This window comes from Pseudomonas sp. TE21394, assembly GCF_054057835.1.
In genome coordinates, this window is record NZ_JBSRZR010000001.1 from 1077680 (window position 1) to 1092497 (window position 14818).

The 14818-nt window shown below is 63.1% G+C and carries 19 protein-coding genes and 1 riboswitch; of the genes, 8 read left to right on the forward strand and 11 right to left on the reverse strand.

Annotation, left to right across the window (positions count from 1 at the left end; translation table 11 throughout):
- Positions 1 to 15: 15 nt before the first annotated feature.
- A complete protein-coding gene (locus ACVWZT_RS04960; protein WP_296231783.1) occupies positions 16 to 1698 on the reverse strand; it encodes a fatty acid--CoA ligase in 1683 nt (560 codons plus the stop codon).
- A gap of 235 nt (positions 1699 to 1933) precedes the next feature.
- Between ACVWZT_RS04960 and ACVWZT_RS04965 the strand changes: the two genes are divergently transcribed.
- The 3 genes from ACVWZT_RS04965 (at position 1934) to ACVWZT_RS04975 (ending at position 4801) form a co-directional block, all read left to right on the forward strand.
- Complete coding sequence (locus tag ACVWZT_RS04965; RefSeq protein WP_296231784.1) at positions 1934 to 2899, forward strand: 2-hydroxyacid dehydrogenase; 966 nt, start codon at positions 1934 to 1936, stop codon at positions 2897 to 2899.
- Positions 2900 to 2951: 52 nt separating this feature from the next.
- Positions 2952 to 3950, forward strand: coding sequence for a methyltransferase (locus tag ACVWZT_RS04970; RefSeq protein WP_457468414.1), 999 nt, complete (start codon positions 2952 to 2954; stop codon positions 3948 to 3950).
- 39 nt (positions 3951 to 3989) lie between these two features.
- Positions 3990 to 4129, forward strand: a riboswitch (yybP-ykoY riboswitch).
- A gap of 87 nt (positions 4130 to 4216) precedes the next feature.
- Positions 4217 to 4801: a TMEM165/GDT1 family protein gene (locus tag ACVWZT_RS04975; protein ID WP_186673688.1), complete on the forward strand. Its 585-nt coding sequence runs from the start codon at positions 4217 to 4219 to the stop codon at positions 4799 to 4801.
- A 39-nt stretch (positions 4802 to 4840) separates the two neighbouring features.
- On the opposite strand, the gene ACVWZT_RS04980 is transcribed toward ACVWZT_RS04975, so the two are convergent.
- From ACVWZT_RS04980 to ACVWZT_RS04995, 4 genes are all read right to left on the reverse strand, one after another.
- Positions 4841 to 5656, reverse strand: coding sequence for a M48 family metallopeptidase (locus ACVWZT_RS04980; protein ID WP_296231786.1), 816 nt, complete (start codon positions 5654 to 5656; stop codon positions 4841 to 4843).
- Positions 5657 to 5769: 113 nt separating this feature from the next.
- Positions 5770 to 6390 carry an SOS response-associated peptidase gene (locus ACVWZT_RS04985; protein WP_296231787.1) on the reverse strand — a complete coding sequence of 207 codons (621 nt, stop codon included), beginning with the start codon at positions 6388 to 6390 and terminating at the stop codon, positions 5770 to 5772.
- 15 nt (positions 6391 to 6405) lie between these two features.
- Positions 6406 to 6666 carry a putative signal transducing protein gene (locus tag ACVWZT_RS04990; RefSeq protein ID WP_296231789.1) on the reverse strand — a complete coding sequence of 87 codons (261 nt, stop codon included), beginning with the start codon at positions 6664 to 6666 and terminating at the stop codon, positions 6406 to 6408.
- Positions 6666 to 6851, reverse strand: coding sequence for a CPXCG motif-containing cysteine-rich protein (locus tag ACVWZT_RS04995; protein ID WP_176516808.1), 186 nt, complete (start codon positions 6849 to 6851; stop codon positions 6666 to 6668). The genes ACVWZT_RS04990 and ACVWZT_RS04995 overlap by 1 nt, the downstream gene beginning before the upstream one ends.
- Positions 6852 to 6973: 122 nt before the next feature.
- Between ACVWZT_RS04995 and ACVWZT_RS05000 the strand changes: the two genes are divergently transcribed.
- On the forward strand, positions 6974 to 8143 hold the full coding sequence (locus ACVWZT_RS05000) for a 1-acyl-sn-glycerol-3-phosphate acyltransferase (RefSeq protein WP_457468416.1): 1170 nt from the start codon (positions 6974 to 6976) through the stop codon (positions 8141 to 8143).
- 32 nt (positions 8144 to 8175) lie between these two features.
- Here ACVWZT_RS05000 and ACVWZT_RS05005 read toward each other — a convergent pair whose 3' ends face one another.
- The gene (locus ACVWZT_RS05005; protein ID WP_296231791.1) at positions 8176 to 8436 is read right to left on the reverse strand and encodes a hypothetical protein; all 261 of its coding nucleotides are present in this window, start codon (positions 8434 to 8436) and stop codon (positions 8176 to 8178) included.
- 156 nt (positions 8437 to 8592) lie between these two features.
- Here ACVWZT_RS05005 and ACVWZT_RS05010 point away from each other — a divergent pair, with 156 nt between their 5' ends.
- Positions 8593 to 8799 (forward strand): hypothetical protein, encoded by a 207-nt coding sequence (locus ACVWZT_RS05010; RefSeq protein WP_296231792.1) that lies wholly within the window; start codon positions 8593 to 8595, stop codon positions 8797 to 8799.
- 106 nt (positions 8800 to 8905) lie between these two features.
- Here ACVWZT_RS05010 and ACVWZT_RS05015 read toward each other — a convergent pair whose 3' ends face one another.
- Entirely contained in the window at positions 8906 to 9490 is a 585-nt protein-coding gene (locus tag ACVWZT_RS05015) for a YajG family lipoprotein (protein WP_296231793.1), read from the reverse strand.
- Between the two features lie 145 nt (positions 9491 to 9635).
- On the opposite strand from ACVWZT_RS05015, the gene ACVWZT_RS05020 reads away from it, so the two are divergent.
- A complete protein-coding gene (locus ACVWZT_RS05020) occupies positions 9636 to 9869 on the forward strand; it encodes a hypothetical protein (RefSeq protein WP_457468418.1) in 234 nt (77 codons plus the stop codon).
- A gap of 598 nt (positions 9870 to 10467) precedes the next feature.
- Positions 10468 to 11976 carry a malate dehydrogenase (quinone) gene (gene mqo, locus ACVWZT_RS05025; RefSeq protein ID WP_457468419.1) on the forward strand — a complete coding sequence of 503 codons (1509 nt, stop codon included), beginning with the start codon at positions 10468 to 10470 and terminating at the stop codon, positions 11974 to 11976.
- A gap of 54 nt (positions 11977 to 12030) precedes the next feature.
- Here the strand turns inward: mqo and ACVWZT_RS05030 are convergent, their stop codons facing one another.
- From ACVWZT_RS05030 to ACVWZT_RS05045, 4 genes are all read right to left on the reverse strand, one after another.
- Positions 12031 to 12321, reverse strand: coding sequence for a PA4642 family protein (locus tag ACVWZT_RS05030; RefSeq protein WP_296231796.1), 291 nt, complete (start codon positions 12319 to 12321; stop codon positions 12031 to 12033).
- Positions 12322 to 12389: 68 nt separating this feature from the next.
- Positions 12390 to 12860 carry a hypothetical protein gene (locus tag ACVWZT_RS05035; RefSeq protein WP_457468421.1) on the reverse strand — a complete coding sequence of 157 codons (471 nt, stop codon included), beginning with the start codon at positions 12858 to 12860 and terminating at the stop codon, positions 12390 to 12392.
- 127 nt (positions 12861 to 12987) lie between these two features.
- Positions 12988 to 13461 carry a WbuC family cupin fold metalloprotein gene (locus tag ACVWZT_RS05040; RefSeq protein WP_457468423.1) on the reverse strand — a complete coding sequence of 158 codons (474 nt, stop codon included), beginning with the start codon at positions 13459 to 13461 and terminating at the stop codon, positions 12988 to 12990.
- Positions 13462 to 13463: 2 nt separating this feature from the next.
- Positions 13464 to 14021, reverse strand: coding sequence for a hypoxanthine-guanine phosphoribosyltransferase (locus tag ACVWZT_RS05045; protein WP_296231798.1), 558 nt, complete (start codon positions 14019 to 14021; stop codon positions 13464 to 13466).
- A gap of 158 nt (positions 14022 to 14179) precedes the next feature.
- Between ACVWZT_RS05045 and upp the strand changes: the two genes are divergently transcribed.
- Positions 14180 to 14818: a uracil phosphoribosyltransferase gene (gene upp / locus ACVWZT_RS05050; protein ID WP_225780412.1), complete on the forward strand. Its 639-nt coding sequence runs from the start codon at positions 14180 to 14182 to the stop codon at positions 14816 to 14818.

Below are 14818 nucleotides of genomic sequence, written 5' to 3' on the forward strand. Positions count from 1 at the left end.
CGACCCGCAGGGCGGTTACAGCGTGGAAAGGAACGCGCTGTTGCTGGCCTGCCACTGCACGATGTCCTGGCGGATACGTTTCTTGTCGAGCTTGCCGACACTGGTCTTGGGAATTTCAGTAACAACGGCGATCTGGCTGGGAATCGCCCATTTGTTGATATGGCCTTGCTCGACGAACGGCTTGAGGTGCTCCTTGAGCGTCCTGGCGTCGATGGCCTGGCCGTCACGCACCACCAGCAGGGCAAACGGCCGCTCGCCCCACTGTGGGTCGGCCACCCCGACCACCGCCACTTCGCGCACCGCCGGGTGGCGGCTGATCAGGTCTTCGAGGTCGAGTGAAGATACCCATTCGCCGCCGGTCTTGATCACGTCCTTGATCCGGTCGCGGATGTCGATGTAACCCATGCCGTCCAGCGTGGCGACGTCACCGGTGTGCAGCCAGCCCCCCTGCCACAGCTCCTCGCTCTTTTCCGGCTCCTTGAAATAGCCCAGGGTCAGCCACGGCGCACGCAGCACCAGCTCGCCCTGGGTTTCGCCATCGGCGGGCAGGAAGTTGCCATTGCCATCGACAATCGCCGCCTCGACCAGCGGTACCGGCACGCCAGCCTTGATGCGGTAGGTGACGCGCTCATCCTCGCTGCCGGCCTGCAACTCGTCGTTCAGGTGCGCGGCGGAGATCAGCGGGCAGGTTTCCGACATGCCATACGCCGCGGTCAGCTGGATGCCGCGAGCCAGGGCAGCCTGATACAGCGAACGGTTGAGCGCGCTACCGCCGATGATGATTTTCCAGCCGCCAAAGTCCTGCCCTTGCGCGGTCGGGCAGTTGAGCAGCATCTGCAGGATGGTCGGCACGCAATGGGAGAACGTGACCTTCTCCTCACGCCACAGCCTGACCAGCATCTCCGGTTCGTAGCGGCCGGGGTACACCTGCTTCATGCCGAGCATGGTCGCGGCGTAAGGGATGCCCCAGGCATGCACGTGGAACATCGGGGTGATCGGCATGTACACGTCATTGCTGCCCAGCAGGCGCACGCTGTCGATGCTGCCGGTCACCGACGCTTCGGCCAGGGTATGCAGCACCAGTTGCCGGTGAGTGAAGTAGACACCCTTGGGGTTGCCGGTGGTACCCGTGGTGTAAAAAGTAGTGGCCACCGAATTTTCGTCGAAATCGGGGAAGTCGTAGCGCGGGCTGGCGGCGGCCAGCAATTGCTCATACTCGCCGACCAGGCCAGGCAGCTCGGCGGTCTTGTCCGGGCCATCGGTCAGCAGCAAGGTCTTGTCGACAGTGGTCAACTGCCCGGCAATCGACTGGTACAGGCCGACGAAGTCGCTGTTGACCAGCACCAAGCGGTCTTCGGCGTGGTTCATGGTGTAAAGGATCTGCTCTGGCGACAGGCGCACGTTGATGGTATGCACCACCGCACCGATCATCGGGATGGCGAACATGCATTCCAGGTAGCGGTGACTGTCCCAGTCCATCACGGCCACGGTGTCACCCGCCTTCACGCCGGCTTCGGTGAGCACGTTGGCCAGGCGCGCGATGCGTTCGTTGAGCTGCGGGTAGGTCAACCGCAACTGGTCGCGGTAGACGATTTCGCGGGTCTTTTCATAGCGGCTGCCGGACATCAGCAGGCGTTTGATCAGCAGCGGGTAGGCGTAGGCGCCCTCGGTGGGCTTGATGATGCGGGTCTGCAACATGGGTATCCCTTTTCGGAAAAGGCGGGCCGGACAACTCTGGCAATTACTGTAGTCCGCCAATGTGACGGCCAAATCAGCCGAAGGAATGATTTGCGCGCCAAAGGTATGAGTGGAGGCGTTGACGGGCGGTAACCGCGGGCTAGACACTGCGCCGACAGCTTCAGGACTTGTCCCCGGATCTACAACCCTTCCGCGGCCAGAACACCGATACCCATGCCCTGCAACGGAGAGCCCCATGCCCAGCCCGCGACGTGCCGTGTTTCTCGATCACCAGTCCCTGGACCTGGGTGATCTCGACCTCTCGCCCTTGAAGCAGCAATTCGACGAATTCGAGCTCTACGCCGCCACTCGCCCGGAGCAGGTTGCCGAGCGGCTGCAGGGTGCGGTGGCGGTGATCAGCAACAAGGTCATGCTCGACGCTGCAACGCTGGGCGCCAACCCGCAGTTGAAGCTGATCCTGGTCGCCGCCACCGGCACCAACAATGTCGACCTGGCGGCAGCGCGCGCCCAGGGTGTCACCGTGTGCAACTGCCAAGGCTACGGCACACCGTCCGTGGCCCAGCACACCCTCGCCCTGCTGCTGGCCCTGGCCACTCGCCTGTGCGACTACAACCAGGCGGTGGCCGACGGCCGGTGGGCCAAGGCCAGCCAGTTCTGCCTGCTGGACTTCCCTATCGTCGAACTCGAAGGCAAGACCTTGGGCCTGCTCGGCCACGGCGAACTGGGCGGCGCGGTGGCGCGGCTGGCCGAAGCCTTTGGCATGCGCGTGCTGAGCGGGCAGATCCCCGGCCGCCCGCAACGGCCAGACCGGCTGCCGCTGGACGAACTGCTGCCGCAAGTCGACGCCCTGACCCTGCATTGCCCGCTGAACGAATACACCCGGCACATGCTCGGTGCGCGCGAACTGGCGCTGCTCAAGCCCGGCGCACTGGTGGTCAACACCGCTCGCGGCGGCCTGATCGACGAGCAGGCGCTGGCCGACGCACTGCGCAGCGGCCACCTGGGTGGCGCCGCCACCGACGTGCTGAGCGCAGAGCCGCCGGTCAATGGCAACCCGCTGCTTGAACCCGGTATTCCGCGCCTGGTCATCACTCCGCACAGTGCCTGGGGTGCGGTGGAATCGCGCCAGCGCATCGTCGGCCAGCTGAGCGAAAACGCCCAGGCTTTCTTCGCCGGGCAGCCGCGCCGCGTGGTCAGCTGAGCGCGGCGCCCGGCTCTGCTACACTGCGCCACTTTTTCCGGAGGCATCGTCCATGGACCCGCGCAGTGAAGTGTTGCTCCGCCAGGCAGAGCTGTTCCAAGGGTCGCTGCTGATTGCCGGCGCCCCTGCCGACGACCTGCTCGGCCAGTTGCCCCAGGCCCAGGCCTGGACCTGGCATGCGGGCGATCAGGGCATGCTGCAGAGCCGTTACATCGGCCGCAGCCACTACGGGGTCGAACCCCCGGACGTGGCCTTCGACCGTGCGGTGCTGTTCCTGCCCAAGTCCCGCGAACTGGCTGGCTACCTGCTCAATGCACTGGCGTCGCGCCTGGCCGGCCGTGAACTGTACCTGGTAGGCGAAAAGCGCGGTGGCATCGAAGGCGCTGCCAAACAGTTGCAGGCCTTCGGCAAGCCACGCAAGCTCGACAGCGCCCGCCATTGCCAGCTTTGGCAAGTGACCATCGCGCAGGTGCCACAGGTAACCCCCCTGGCAAGCCTGGCCGAACGCTTCGAGCTGGCCCTCGAAGACGGCCCGCTGCAGGTGGTCAGCCTGCCCGGCGTGTTCAGCCATGGCCGCCTCGATCGCGGTACCGCCCTGCTGCTCAAGCACCTCGACGGCCTGCCGAGCGGGCATGTGCTGGACTTCGGCTGCGGTGCCGGGGTGCTCGGCGCTACGGTCAAACGCCGTTATCCACAAAGCCGGGTAACCCTGCTGGACGTGGATGCCTTCGCGGTGGCTGCCAGCCGGCTGACCTTGGCCGCCAACGGCCTGGAAGGTGAAGTGATCAGCGGTGACGGCATTGACGCTGCCCCTACCGAACTGAGCCTGATTCTGAGCAACCCGCCGTTCCACACAGGGGTTCATACCAATTACCAGGCATCGGAGAACTTGCTGACAAGATCGGCGAAGCATCTGCGAAAAGGCGGCGAAATGCGCCTGGTTGCCAACAGTTTCCTGCGTTACCAGCCGCTGATCGAAGGCGCGCTGGGCAACTGCCAGGTGTGCGACGAGGCCGATGGCTTTCGCATCTACCGGGCAACACGCGGATAAAAACAGCGCTTGCCGAAAGCGTTTTGCCTAGGCAGAATCCGCACCGTCCTAGGGGAGTAGTCTCCCGCGAGCGCCCAGCTCGCCCGGTACGCGTCAACATACTTGGTCCACAGACCATGGCGCGTGCGACCCACCATGCAGCCTGCATGGCGAGATCCGCGTAGACGGATCCAGGGTTTGACAAGACCTATGACACGCACACCTTACCCGGGGCGGGGAGGCTGTACGTGTCATAGCCGTGTCGACCCGCCCCCGTAGGAATCCTGATGCTGGAATCTCTGCTGGTCCCCACCGCAATCGTTGCGCTCGCCGAAATTGGCGACAAGACGCAACTGCTCGCGCTCATTCTCGCTGCCCGCTTCCGCAAGCCGTGGCCGATCATCGCCGGCATCATCGCCGCGACCCTGGCCAACCATGCTGCGGCCGGTGCCGTGGGGGCATGGGTCGGCAGCTTCTTCAGCGATTCGGCATTGCACTGGGTCCTGGCCGCCAGCTTTACCGCCACCGCGCTGTGGACCCTGGTACCGGACAAGATGGATGACGACGAGAGCCCGGCACGCCGCTTCGGGCCGTTCCTGACGACGTTGATTGCCTTCTTCCTGGCGGAAATCGGTGACAAGACCCAGGTCGCCACGGTGATGCTGGCGGCTCAGTATCCGCACCTGATCATGGTCATCATCGGCACCACCCTGGGCATGCTGATTGCCAACGTGCCGGTGGTGCTGGCAGGTAACTTCGCAGCGGACAAACTGCCGCTGACGCTGATTCGTCGCCTCGCCGCGACGGCGTTCTTCGTGCTGGCGATCGTGGCCGTCTACTCGGCGATGAAGGCCAGTGGCTGGGTCGGATAATCAGGAAGACGGGGCCGCGAAGCGGCCCCATGACAGTCATTACTTTTTGGCGGCCTGATACAGCGGCATGACCTTCGGAATCGCCGCCTGCAACGAAGCGATACGGCTCGCCGACGCCGGGTGGGTGCTCATGAACTCAGGCGGTGCACCTTCGGAAGCCTTGGTCATCTTGTTCCACAGGGTGATTGCGGCGTTCGGGTCGTAACCGGCACGCGCCGAGAGTTCCAGGCCAATCAGGTCGGCCTCGTTCTCGTTGGCCCGGCTGTTGGGCAGGGTCATGGCATAGTTCACCACGGTGTCGGCCAGGGCCATGCTGCTCTGGCCCAGGCCGAAGATGGCGCCAGCACCCTGGCGGGCCATCTCGACGCCATATGCCTTGGACATCGCTTCGCGGCTGTGTTCACGCAAGGCGTGGGCGATCTCGTGGCCGACCACCGCGGCGATTTCCGCATCGGTGAGCTGAAGCTGGTCGATCAGCCCGGTGTAGACGATGATCTTGCCACCCGGGCCGCAGTTGGCGTTGAGTTCGTCACTCTTGATCACATTGACCTGCCAGTCCCACTGCGCGGCATCCGGGCGGAACTTGGGGGTCTGGGCGATCAGGCGGTTGGCGATGGCCTGCACACGCTTGGCATCGGCGCTGGACTTGTCGAGCACGCCTTTGCTGGATGCCTCGCCGAGGGTCTGCTGGTACGACTGGGCATACATCTTGTTGACTTCATCGGCCGAAAGCATGCTGAACATGTATTGCTGGCGTTCGACGCCGACAGCACCGCCGCTGGTGGTATTCACCGCCTGGCAGCCGGCCAGCAGGATGCCAGCACTCAAGAGGCTGACGACAAAAGACTTACGCATGAAAACACTCCCTTTCCTACATGCGCCGTATCCTAGGCTGACTGGCCTGTGGGCCGCCATAGCCGTAGAGAAGATTTTCACTGAAGCCTCAATACGCCGGCTCAGGCAGGCCATCAGGCCGGGGTCAGGCACTCTGGTGCATCCAGCTTCGGGTCATTGACGAAGTTGGCCAACGCCCGCTCACGCAACTGTGCCGACGGGCTGGCCAGCAGCTCGTGCAGGCGCGTCAGTGGCGTGTCCGGGTCAAGCCAGGCCGCCTGCCCTGCTTCATCCAGAATCAACGGCCGACGCTGGTTCATGGCCGCCTGAGTCACCACCGCACAACTCAGCCACACCTGGTCCTGCACGGGGTAAGCCTCCCATATGGCGGCGAAGTATAGCGACGCGCCCTCCCCTGGGGTCAACCAGTACGGGCGCTTGCGTACACTGCCACGCCATTCGTAGAAGCCGTTGGCCGGCATCAGACAGCGCCGCTGGCGGAACGCATCGCGAAACATCGGCTGTTCGGCCAGGGTCTCGGCGCGGGCATGGGCCGGGGTACGGGACAGGTCGGTGAGCCAGGCCGGAGTCAGCCCCCAGCGCGCCTTGGCCAATTGCAACTGGCCGTCCAGCTGCCGCTGGATCAGTACCGAAGCCCCTGGCGAGATGTTCCATTGGGCTGGCTGCCCGGCAGGAAAGCCCGGTAGGCAGGCCAGCGCCTGGGGCCAGCGAAACAGCGCGTAACGTCCACACATGGGCGAATTCAGAACCTAACAGATCAAGGTACCGGGAAAACTCTCCGGTTCGTCGCCAACCAGTGGCTGGGCGTCATTGTACGCATCGATCAGCTGTCGTGCGTATTCGGCCTGCTCATCAGCCACGGCCAGCCCCAGCAGGCCTTGCAGCGGCAACTCGCCGGCGGCACCGACCAGGTCGCGGCCGACCACGTGTACTTCAACGCCTTCGCTGGCAAGCATGCCCGCCAGCATTTCCGCCTCGAGCAGGCTTTCCGGTTCGTAGATTCGCTGCATCAGGCGTCATCCTCGCGGCGGACTTCGAGCATCCATTCGTCGCCATGGACCTGCAGAATGAACACCACAGGCTGGCAGCACACCTGGCAATCCTCGGTATAGACCTGGTCGCCAGCCGACAGATCGACGGTGGTCTCCACCCGTTCGCCACAATACGGGCAATCATAGAAGTCGGTTTCCAGCATCGCGGCCTCCGCAGTGACTTATGCGTATAATTGCCGGTCTGTTTACAGGGCCTGTGTGCGTCCGAGCCGTTTTTCGGAGCCCGTCCCTACCTTATTACCCTAGCCGTTTCCAACAAGAGAGCATGATGGGCGAATTCGATGCCATCCGACCGTACGACGACGCTGAGGTCCCTGCCGTTCTGGCACGCCTGCTCAGCGACCCGGCATTCCTCGATATCCTCACCCACTTCCGCTTCCCGCGTGCGGCCGGCGCCCTGGGCTGGTTGCTCAAGCCGCTGATCGCACGCCGCCTGCGCAAGGAATTCGCCGGCGTCAGCTGTGTCTCGACCTTGCAGGACAAAGTCGAATACTACGTCGACCAGACCATCGACCGCGCCACCGACGGCGTCACCTATTCGGGCGTGGAGCAGCTCAAGGCCGGTACCGCCTACCTGTTCCTGGCCAACCACCGCGACATCGTCATGGACCCGGCCTTCGTCAACTACGCGGTTTACCACGCCGGCCTGCCCACGCCGCGCATCGCCATTGGTGACAACCTGCTACAGAAACCCTTCGTCAGCGACATGATGCGCCTGAACAAGAGCTTCATCGTGCACCGGTCGCTCAGCGGGCGTCGCGAGAAGCTGGCCGCCTACCAGTTGCTTTCGGCGTACATCAACCACTCGATCCGCAACGACGTGACATCGATCTGGATCGCCCAGGCCGAAGGCCGCGCCAAGGACGGTGACGACCGCACCGACTCGGCGATTCTCAAGATGTTCCACATGAGCCGCAAGGACGAACCGTTCGGCGCGGTGATCCAGAGCCTGAACCTGACGCCGGTGTCGATCAGCTATGAATACGACCCGTGCGACCAGGCCAAGGCCCGCGAGCTGTATATCCGCGCCACCACCGGCACCTACAAGAAGGCGCCGGGTGAGGATGACAACAGCATCGCCAAGGGCATTACCGGCTACAAAGGCAGGGTGCATATCAACTTCGCCCCTCCGGTGACCGAGTACTACGAAGACACCAAGCAGCTGGCGGCGGAAATCGACCGTCAGATCCTCGGCGGCTACCGGCTGTTCCCGGTCCACTACCTGGCGTATGCGATGTGGGAAGGCAAGGATGAGTCCTTGCAGGTACCGAGCGCCGAGAACGTATTCCCGGCCGATGAGCTGGCCCGGGCCAGAGAGGAATGGCAACGCCGCCTGGATGCCTGCCCTGAAGAGCAGCGGCCGTACCTGGTGTTGCAGTATGCCACGCCGGTGCGTAACCAGTACCAGGTCAGGCAGCAGGCACCGGTCGCCTGATGGCATCGGGGCTGCTTCGCAGCCCCGGTTTGTCAGACCCAGGTGCTGAACCAGGACAGCAGCAACGCCATCGCCAGGCAGGAAAAGCCGAGAATGTAGAAATAGCGCGGCACCCGAAGGTCGAACGCGTCCACTACCCCCTCGCCCATTGCCATGTACTCGCGGGTCTCGGCCTCGCGCCGCCGCGCACCGTGCAGCAGCAGCCCGCCCGGGCAGGTCAGCAGCAGCGCCAGCAGATTGATCAGTTTGGCCGGGTGAGCGGCCAGGAACCCCCAGAGCACTTGCAAGGACATCACGCAACCTCGGTGTGAGCGACGAGGCCCGCATTCTACCCAAGTCAAGCCCTGACACCCGGCCCGGGCGACAAAGTGTCATTAAATTTCATCTGTCATGTGCTCGTCATCTGAACAGGCCACCCTGTCGGCCTTTCAATGACCCGGAGCTAGTTCATGCTGCACGCCGAAAACCAGGACCGTCTTTACCTCGTTGCCCAAAGCGACGAACAGCAGGCGCTGATCGATGGTCTTGCCATCAACGTGCAAGACCGCCAGTGGCTGGTGTATTGCGCGCTGGGTGGGCATGTGCATGACGGTTTACCGGATATCGATACCCATACCGGCCTCAGCGTGCTGGATTTCCAGATAGAAGCGGCATAAGCCTGGACCGAACTGCTCGCGGGTTCACCCGCAAGGCAGCTACAGCCAACAAAAAACCCGCTGCCTGAAGCACAGGCAGCGGGTTTTCTTCATGCCAGTAAAAGGTTTACTGCCCCAGCACCTGCCCGATGCTCGGGTCCTTGAACAGGCGGGTCAGGGCATCGCTCAGCACATCGCCCACCAGCTGGTTGTTGGTTTCCTGGTTCGGTGCCATGCCGAAACGCTGGTCCAGCGAAGCGCCGTAACGGCCACTGTAGGTACGGCCGCCGTTGGCAACGTCGGCACGGAAGGTAGCGCCGATGGTCGCCTCGGTGACGTACAGCTTGTCTTTCGGCGACTGGTACTTCAACTCGGCCAGGGTCACGGTCAGCTTCGGCGCGTTATAGGCGTTCGGCGTCGGGGTGAAGCCGAGCAGGCGCACGGCGGCTTCGGCCTGGGCCTGCAGCTTGGGCACGATGTCGTTACCGCTGACGCTGATGGTGCTGGTTTCAGGATACATGCCACCACGAGTGCCCAGGGACGGCGACGCCCGGCCGTCAACGACCCGAACCACCACCGGCTGGCCATGGCCGACCGGGGCGAGCTGGGCCTTGAGCGTGGGTTGCGGGCTGAGTTGTTGCGGGCTGTGGGCACAACCGGCCAGGCTGAGACTGGCCACGGCGATCAAACCGAACAACAGACGTTGCAACATGCGCGTTACTCCAGAATATACGGCGAAGGCCCACAGTATACCTAGCGACCCACCGACCAGTCATCGGTCCGGCCCGGTTGTCACAATGGTTTCATCGCCGCGCCCTTATTCTTGCGCCAAGCCCCAACGCACAGGACCCGCTGCCATGGCCTCGCTCTGGACCCTGCTCTTCCCACGCCCGCGCCACAACGCCTATGCGCGCCTCGATGCCGAAGGCAAATGCCTGGCCTTCAAGCAATGCAGCCAGGCCCCCAGCGGCAGCGGCTGGGTCCGGATCGGGGAAATCCAGCTTGCCTGGCTGGGCCGCGAGCTGCCCGCCAGTGCCAGGGTTTGCGCACGCGCAAGCCGCCGCTGGCACCAGCGCATCCTCGCGGCCTGACAAACGCTGCAATAAAAACCACGAATGGCGACATTTCTGCGCGCGACCTCGCTATAATCTCCCCCCGATTATAAGGACGTCTCCTGATCGGGCCCCGCATCGCCGATTGACCCCGGCAACTTCACCGCTTCGCCCACAGAGAGCCTTCCACTCAGGTCTTGCATCGGCTGTCGTGCCTGCTTTTCCGGCCCTTCACACTGCATGAACCTGCGGGTTGCCATCGCGCAGTCCCTTTTGAGGTTCACGTCTCCAAAAGAGCGTGAAAAAACGGTTTTCACAACTTCACAAGAGTGTGGCGAGCAAATGAACAGTCTGGCATGTGCAAAAGCGGCAGATGTGTCCCGAACAGCCCTGAACAGGCGGCAAATGCGCTCATCCCGGATGAGTATCTGAGCCGTTCCATAACGCACGCACGACACCTTGACCATAAGTCGAATTGCCGCACCCGTGGCAAACGGCGTTCAATAGCCGAACCCGAAGACTGATTGGCGGTGCCCGCGGAAGTTGCAAGAACTGCGAGAAGTCGGACATGGCGATCCTGGCGACCCCAGGTCCTATGCTGTCAATTAGGTAGCTGTAGATTGTGGAGACGCGTTAAATGGCGCAGAACGAATCGGTTGATGTGGTACTGGTTGGCGCGGGCATCATGAGTGCCACCCTGGCCGTACTGCTCAAGGAGCTCGACCCGGCCCTGAAACTCGAGGTGGTCGAGGCGATGGACTCCGGAGCCGCGGAAAGCTCCAACCCCTGGAACAACGCAGGTACCGGCCACGCCGGCCTATGCGAGCTTAACTACACGCCGCAGGCCGCCGATGGCAGCATCGACATCAAGAAGGCCGTGCACATCAACACCCAGTTCGAGGTTTCGCGCCAGTTCTGGGCCTACCTGAGCAAGAAGGGCAACTTCGGCTCGGCGCGTGCTTTCATCAACCCTGTGCCGCACCTGAGCTATGTCGAGGGTGACAAGGGTATTGCCTTCCTCAAGAAGCGCTTCGAACTGCTCAAGCAGCACCATGCCTTCGCCGACATGGAATACACCGAAGACAAGGCGGTGATGAAGGACTGGATGCCGCTGATGATGCCAGGCCGCCCGGCCGACCAGCGCATCGCCGCCACCCGCGTAATCAAGGGCACCGACGTCAACTTCGGCGCGCTGACCAACAAGCTGCTGAAGCTGCTGGGCGACGCCGAGCACGCCCAGGTCAAGTACAGCAAGAAGGTCGTCGGCCTGCGCCGTAATGGCAGCGGCTGGACCGTGAGCATCAAGGACGTGAACAGCGGCGGCAGCCGCGAAGTGGACGCCCGCTTCGTCTTCCTCGGTGCCGGTGGCGCTGCCCTGCCGCTGCTGCAGATGTCCGGCATTCCGGAAAGCAAGGGCTTCGGCGGCTTCCCGGTCAGCGGCCAGTGGCTGCGTTGCGACAACCCGGAAATCGTCAAGCAGCACCAGGCCAAGGTCTACAGCCAGGCCGCGGTCGGTGCCCCGCCGATGTCGGTACCGCACCTGGACACCCGCGTGGTCGACGGCAAGAAATCGCTGCTGTTCGGGCCGTACGCCGGCTTCACCACCAAGTTCCTCAAGCACGGTTCGCTGATGGACCTGCCGCTGTCGGTGCGCATGGGCAATATCGGCCCGATGCTGGCCGTGGCCCGCGACAACATGGACCTGACCAAGTACCTGGTCAGTGAAGTGATGCAGTCGATGGAGCAGCGCCTGGAAGCCCTGCGGCGCTTCTACCCGCAGGCCAAGGCCGAAGACTGGCGCCTGGAAGTGGCCGGGCAGCGTGTGCAGATCATCAAGAAAGACCCGAAGAAAGGTGGCGTGCTGCAGTTCGGTACCGAGCTGGTCTCGGCCCAGGACGGTAGCCTGGCGGCACTGCTCGGCGCATCGCCGGGTGCTTCGGTGACCGTGTCGATCATGCTGGAACTGATCGAGCGCTGCTTCCCCGAGCAGGCCAAAGGTGCCTGGGCTGCCAAGCTCAAGGAAATCTTCCCGGCTCGCGAGAAGACCCTGGCGACCGACGCAGCCCTGTACCACAAGATCAGTGCCGACAACGACGTGGCGCTGGACCTGGTGGAAAGCAGCCCGGCGGCCAAGCATTACGCTTGATTGCAGCGGTAACAAAAAACGCCCCTCGGGGCTTTTTTTGTTACCTGGATCTTATCAGCCGCGAGCGTTGGCGATGATCTCGATGTATTCAGCCGCATTGCGCTGGTCGGCAATCTGCTCGACGAAGGTCTTGCCATGCTCGTCCTTGCCATCCAGGTCCAGGCCCGCTTCGACGAAGAAGCCGACAAAGCGCGCGAAGTCGTCGACGCGCAGGCCCCGGTAGGCCTTGACCAGCTTGTGCAGCGAAGGTGAGGTCACCCCGTCGGCCGGCTCGAATTGAAGGAACGTCTTGATGTAGTCGTCGCTGATCTCGTCGCCGATTACCTGTTTCTTGTCTTTACGCATTGCCGACTCCAACTGGACCATCACGGGATTTCGAAGGCCGGCAGTGTACCCCCCTCAGCCCGCGCGCCTCAACGCGTACGTACGGTGCCGGTGTGCAGGTCGGCCCAGATGTGGCCGTTGCCGTAGGTGAGGAACTGCACATACAGCGTTTCATTGCGCAGCAGGTCCATGATCACCCGGTAGTCGCTGACCGGGTAATTCAGGCTCAGGGTACGGGTTTTCTCGTCGTACACGGGTTTTTTCAGGCTCTTGGCCGCTTCCCCGTCGAAGGTCAGCAACACCTGGGCGATGGTCGCGCCCTTGTTCAACGGCTTGCCCTTGAGGCGCACCTGCAACGACGAAGTGATCGGGATCGGCTGCTGGTCGGACTGGCGCTGGGCGCCGACGACCACCGAATAGTCGGTCACCTGCAGCAATTGCTGGCCGGTCGGCGCTTCCTGGCGCAGGGACTGGTCGTCAGGTGGCAGGAACTGGCTGTGCAGTGGTGCGGCAGCAAGTGGCAGGCTGACCGCCAGCAGCAAGGGAAGAAACGCACGCATGTGAGGCTCCTTGTATGAAGGAGCACTCTAGCATGCCGGGTGTGGGCTGTAGCGGCCCGGTCGCCGGCAAGCCATGGGCGATTCCGGCGTGAGCTGGCTTGCCGGCAACCGGGCCAGGGCAGGTACATCAAGCGAACTGCGCGACCATCCAGGCCTGGTAACCGGCAGCTCCCTCTTCACCCTCGCGCGGTGCCCAGTGCGCGTGCTCGCCTTCGCCCACCGGACGGTACGGCCCGGCCTTGCATTCGAACAGGATGCTGTCCGGCTCCAGCACTACCAGCCCGTGGTAGATGCCTGGCGCCAGGTCCACCCCGAGGCAGTCACCGCCCGCCTGCAGCACCCGCTTGTCGGTCACCACGCCTTGTTCATCGAACAGCAGCAGGCCGAAGCGTCCCTTGAGGGCCAGCAGCGTTTCCGCCTTGTCGGCGCTGAGGTGGCGGTGTGGCGGGATGTAGGTACCCGGCTGCAGGCCGACAGCCATGCGGTGGCAGGGTTCTTCCATGTCATGGAAGGTGTGGTGCTGCCGCTGCCTCGGGCTGGCGGCAGCCTGCGCGGCCAGCCCGGCGAACAGCGATTGGTCGATGAACGCAGGCTGGCGCATGGTCACAGCCCCTTGACGGCGAAAATGCCGTTGGCGTTGCGCCAGTAGCCTTTGTAGTCCATGCCGTAGCCGAAGATGTAGCGGTCGACGCAGGGCAGGCCCACGTAGTCGGCCTTGAGGTCCGGGCTGGCCTTGCGGTCATGGTCCTTGTCGATCAGTACTGCGGTGTGCACCGAACGCGCGCCGGCATGCTTGCAGAACTCGATGATGGCGCCAAGGGTGTGACCTTCATCGAGGATGTCATCGACGATCAAGACGTCACGGTCGATGAACGACACTTCCGGTTTGGCCTTCCAGAACAACTCGCCGCCGCTGGTCTGGTTGCGGTAGCGGGTGGCGTGCAGGTAGCTGGCCTCCAGCGGGAAATGCAAGTGGGTCAGCAGTTTGCCGGAGAAGATCAGGCCGCCGTTCATCACGCAGAATACCACCGGGTTCTTGTCGTGCAGGTCGTTGCAGATCTGCGCGCCGACTTTGGCGATGGCCGCTTCGACTTCGGCTTCGGTGTACAGGCAGTCAGCTTCACGCATGACTTGACGGATATGCTCGAGATCGGCGGACATGGCGCTCTCCGGGTGGCATTTTGGAAAAGCGGGCAAAGGTACGCATCCGCTCGTCACAGATCAAGCATTTATGGACTAACGTCCAAATGACCAGACGACAGCACAGGCTGAATAGATTAATCTAGCGCGGTTTTTTTGCCCGCCTTTCGGAGCCCCCTATGCCCACTCGTGAGATCCGCCATCCGCTGATCCGCCACAAGCTCGGCCTGATGCGCCGTGCCGATATCAGCACCAAGAATTTTCGCGAACTCGCCCAGGAAGTCGGCGCGCTCCTGACTTACGAAGCGACCCAGGACCTGCCGCTGGAAAGCTACGAGATCGACGGCTGGTGTGGCAAGGTGCAAGTTGAAAAGATCGCTGGCAAGAAGATTACCGTGGTGCCGATCCTGCGCGCCGGCATCGGCATGCTCGACGGTGTGCTCAGCCTGATCCCGGGGGCCAAGGTCAGCGCGGTCGGTGTTGCGCGCAACGAAGAAACCCTCGAAGCCCACACCTACCTGGAAAAGCTCGCGCCGGACATCAACCAGCGCCTGGCCCTGATCATCGACCCGATGCTGGCCACCGGCGGTTCGATGGTCGCCACCATCGACCTGCTGAAGAAGGCTGGCTGCAAAGAGATCCGTGCCATGGTCCTGGTGGCCGCGCCAGAAGGCATCGAAGTGGTGGAAAAAGCCCACCCGGACGTACAGATCTACACCGCGTCGATCGACCAGCACCTGAACGAACACGGCTACATCGTGCCAGGCCTGGGCGATGCCGGTGACAAGATCTTCGGCACCAAGCAAAAGGACGCCTGA

Excerpts from the sequence above, each read along its gene's own strand:
- ACVWZT_RS04960 (WP_296231783.1), bottom strand. The coding sequence starts at position 1,698 with ATGTTGCAGACCCGCATCATCAAGCCCACCGAGGGCGCCTACGCCTAC.
- ACVWZT_RS04965 (WP_296231784.1), top strand. The coding sequence starts at position 1,934 with ATGCCCAGCCCGCGACGTGCCGTGTTTCTCGATCACCAGTCCCTGGAC.
- ACVWZT_RS04970 (WP_457468414.1), top strand. The coding sequence starts at position 2,952 with ATGGACCCGCGCAGTGAAGTGTTGCTCCGCCAGGCAGAGCTGTTCCAA.
- ACVWZT_RS04975 (WP_186673688.1), top strand. The coding sequence starts at position 4,217 with ATGCTGGAATCTCTGCTGGTCCCCACCGCAATCGTTGCGCTCGCCGAA.
- ACVWZT_RS04980 (WP_296231786.1), bottom strand. The coding sequence starts at position 5,656 with ATGCGTAAGTCTTTTGTCGTCAGCCTCTTGAGTGCTGGCATCCTGCTG.
- ACVWZT_RS04985 (WP_296231787.1), bottom strand. The coding sequence starts at position 6,390 with ATGTGTGGACGTTACGCGCTGTTTCGCTGGCCCCAGGCGCTGGCCTGC.
- ACVWZT_RS04990 (WP_296231789.1), bottom strand. The coding sequence starts at position 6,666 with ATGCAGCGAATCTACGAACCGGAAAGCCTGCTCGAGGCGGAAATGCTG.
- ACVWZT_RS04995 (WP_176516808.1), bottom strand. The coding sequence starts at position 6,851 with ATGCTGGAAACCGACTTCTATGATTGCCCGTATTGTGGCGAACGGGTG.
- ACVWZT_RS05000 (WP_457468416.1), top strand. The coding sequence starts at position 6,974 with ATGATGGGCGAATTCGATGCCATCCGACCGTACGACGACGCTGAGGTC.
- ACVWZT_RS05005 (WP_296231791.1), bottom strand. The coding sequence starts at position 8,436 with ATGTCCTTGCAAGTGCTCTGGGGGTTCCTGGCCGCTCACCCGGCCAAA.
- ACVWZT_RS05010 (WP_296231792.1), top strand. The coding sequence starts at position 8,593 with ATGCTGCACGCCGAAAACCAGGACCGTCTTTACCTCGTTGCCCAAAGC.
- ACVWZT_RS05015 (WP_296231793.1), bottom strand. The coding sequence starts at position 9,490 with ATGTTGCAACGTCTGTTGTTCGGTTTGATCGCCGTGGCCAGTCTCAGC.
- ACVWZT_RS05020 (WP_457468418.1), top strand. The coding sequence starts at position 9,636 with ATGGCCTCGCTCTGGACCCTGCTCTTCCCACGCCCGCGCCACAACGCC.
- mqo (WP_457468419.1), top strand. The coding sequence starts at position 10,468 with ATGGCGCAGAACGAATCGGTTGATGTGGTACTGGTTGGCGCGGGCATC.
- ACVWZT_RS05030 (WP_296231796.1), bottom strand. The coding sequence starts at position 12,321 with ATGCGTAAAGACAAGAAACAGGTAATCGGCGACGAGATCAGCGACGAC.
- ACVWZT_RS05035 (WP_457468421.1), bottom strand. The coding sequence starts at position 12,860 with ATGCGTGCGTTTCTTCCCTTGCTGCTGGCGGTCAGCCTGCCACTTGCT.
- ACVWZT_RS05040 (WP_457468423.1), bottom strand. The coding sequence starts at position 13,461 with ATGCGCCAGCCTGCGTTCATCGACCAATCGCTGTTCGCCGGGCTGGCC.
- ACVWZT_RS05045 (WP_296231798.1), bottom strand. The coding sequence starts at position 14,021 with ATGTCCGCCGATCTCGAGCATATCCGTCAAGTCATGCGTGAAGCTGAC.
- upp (WP_225780412.1), top strand. The coding sequence starts at position 14,180 with ATGCCCACTCGTGAGATCCGCCATCCGCTGATCCGCCACAAGCTCGGC.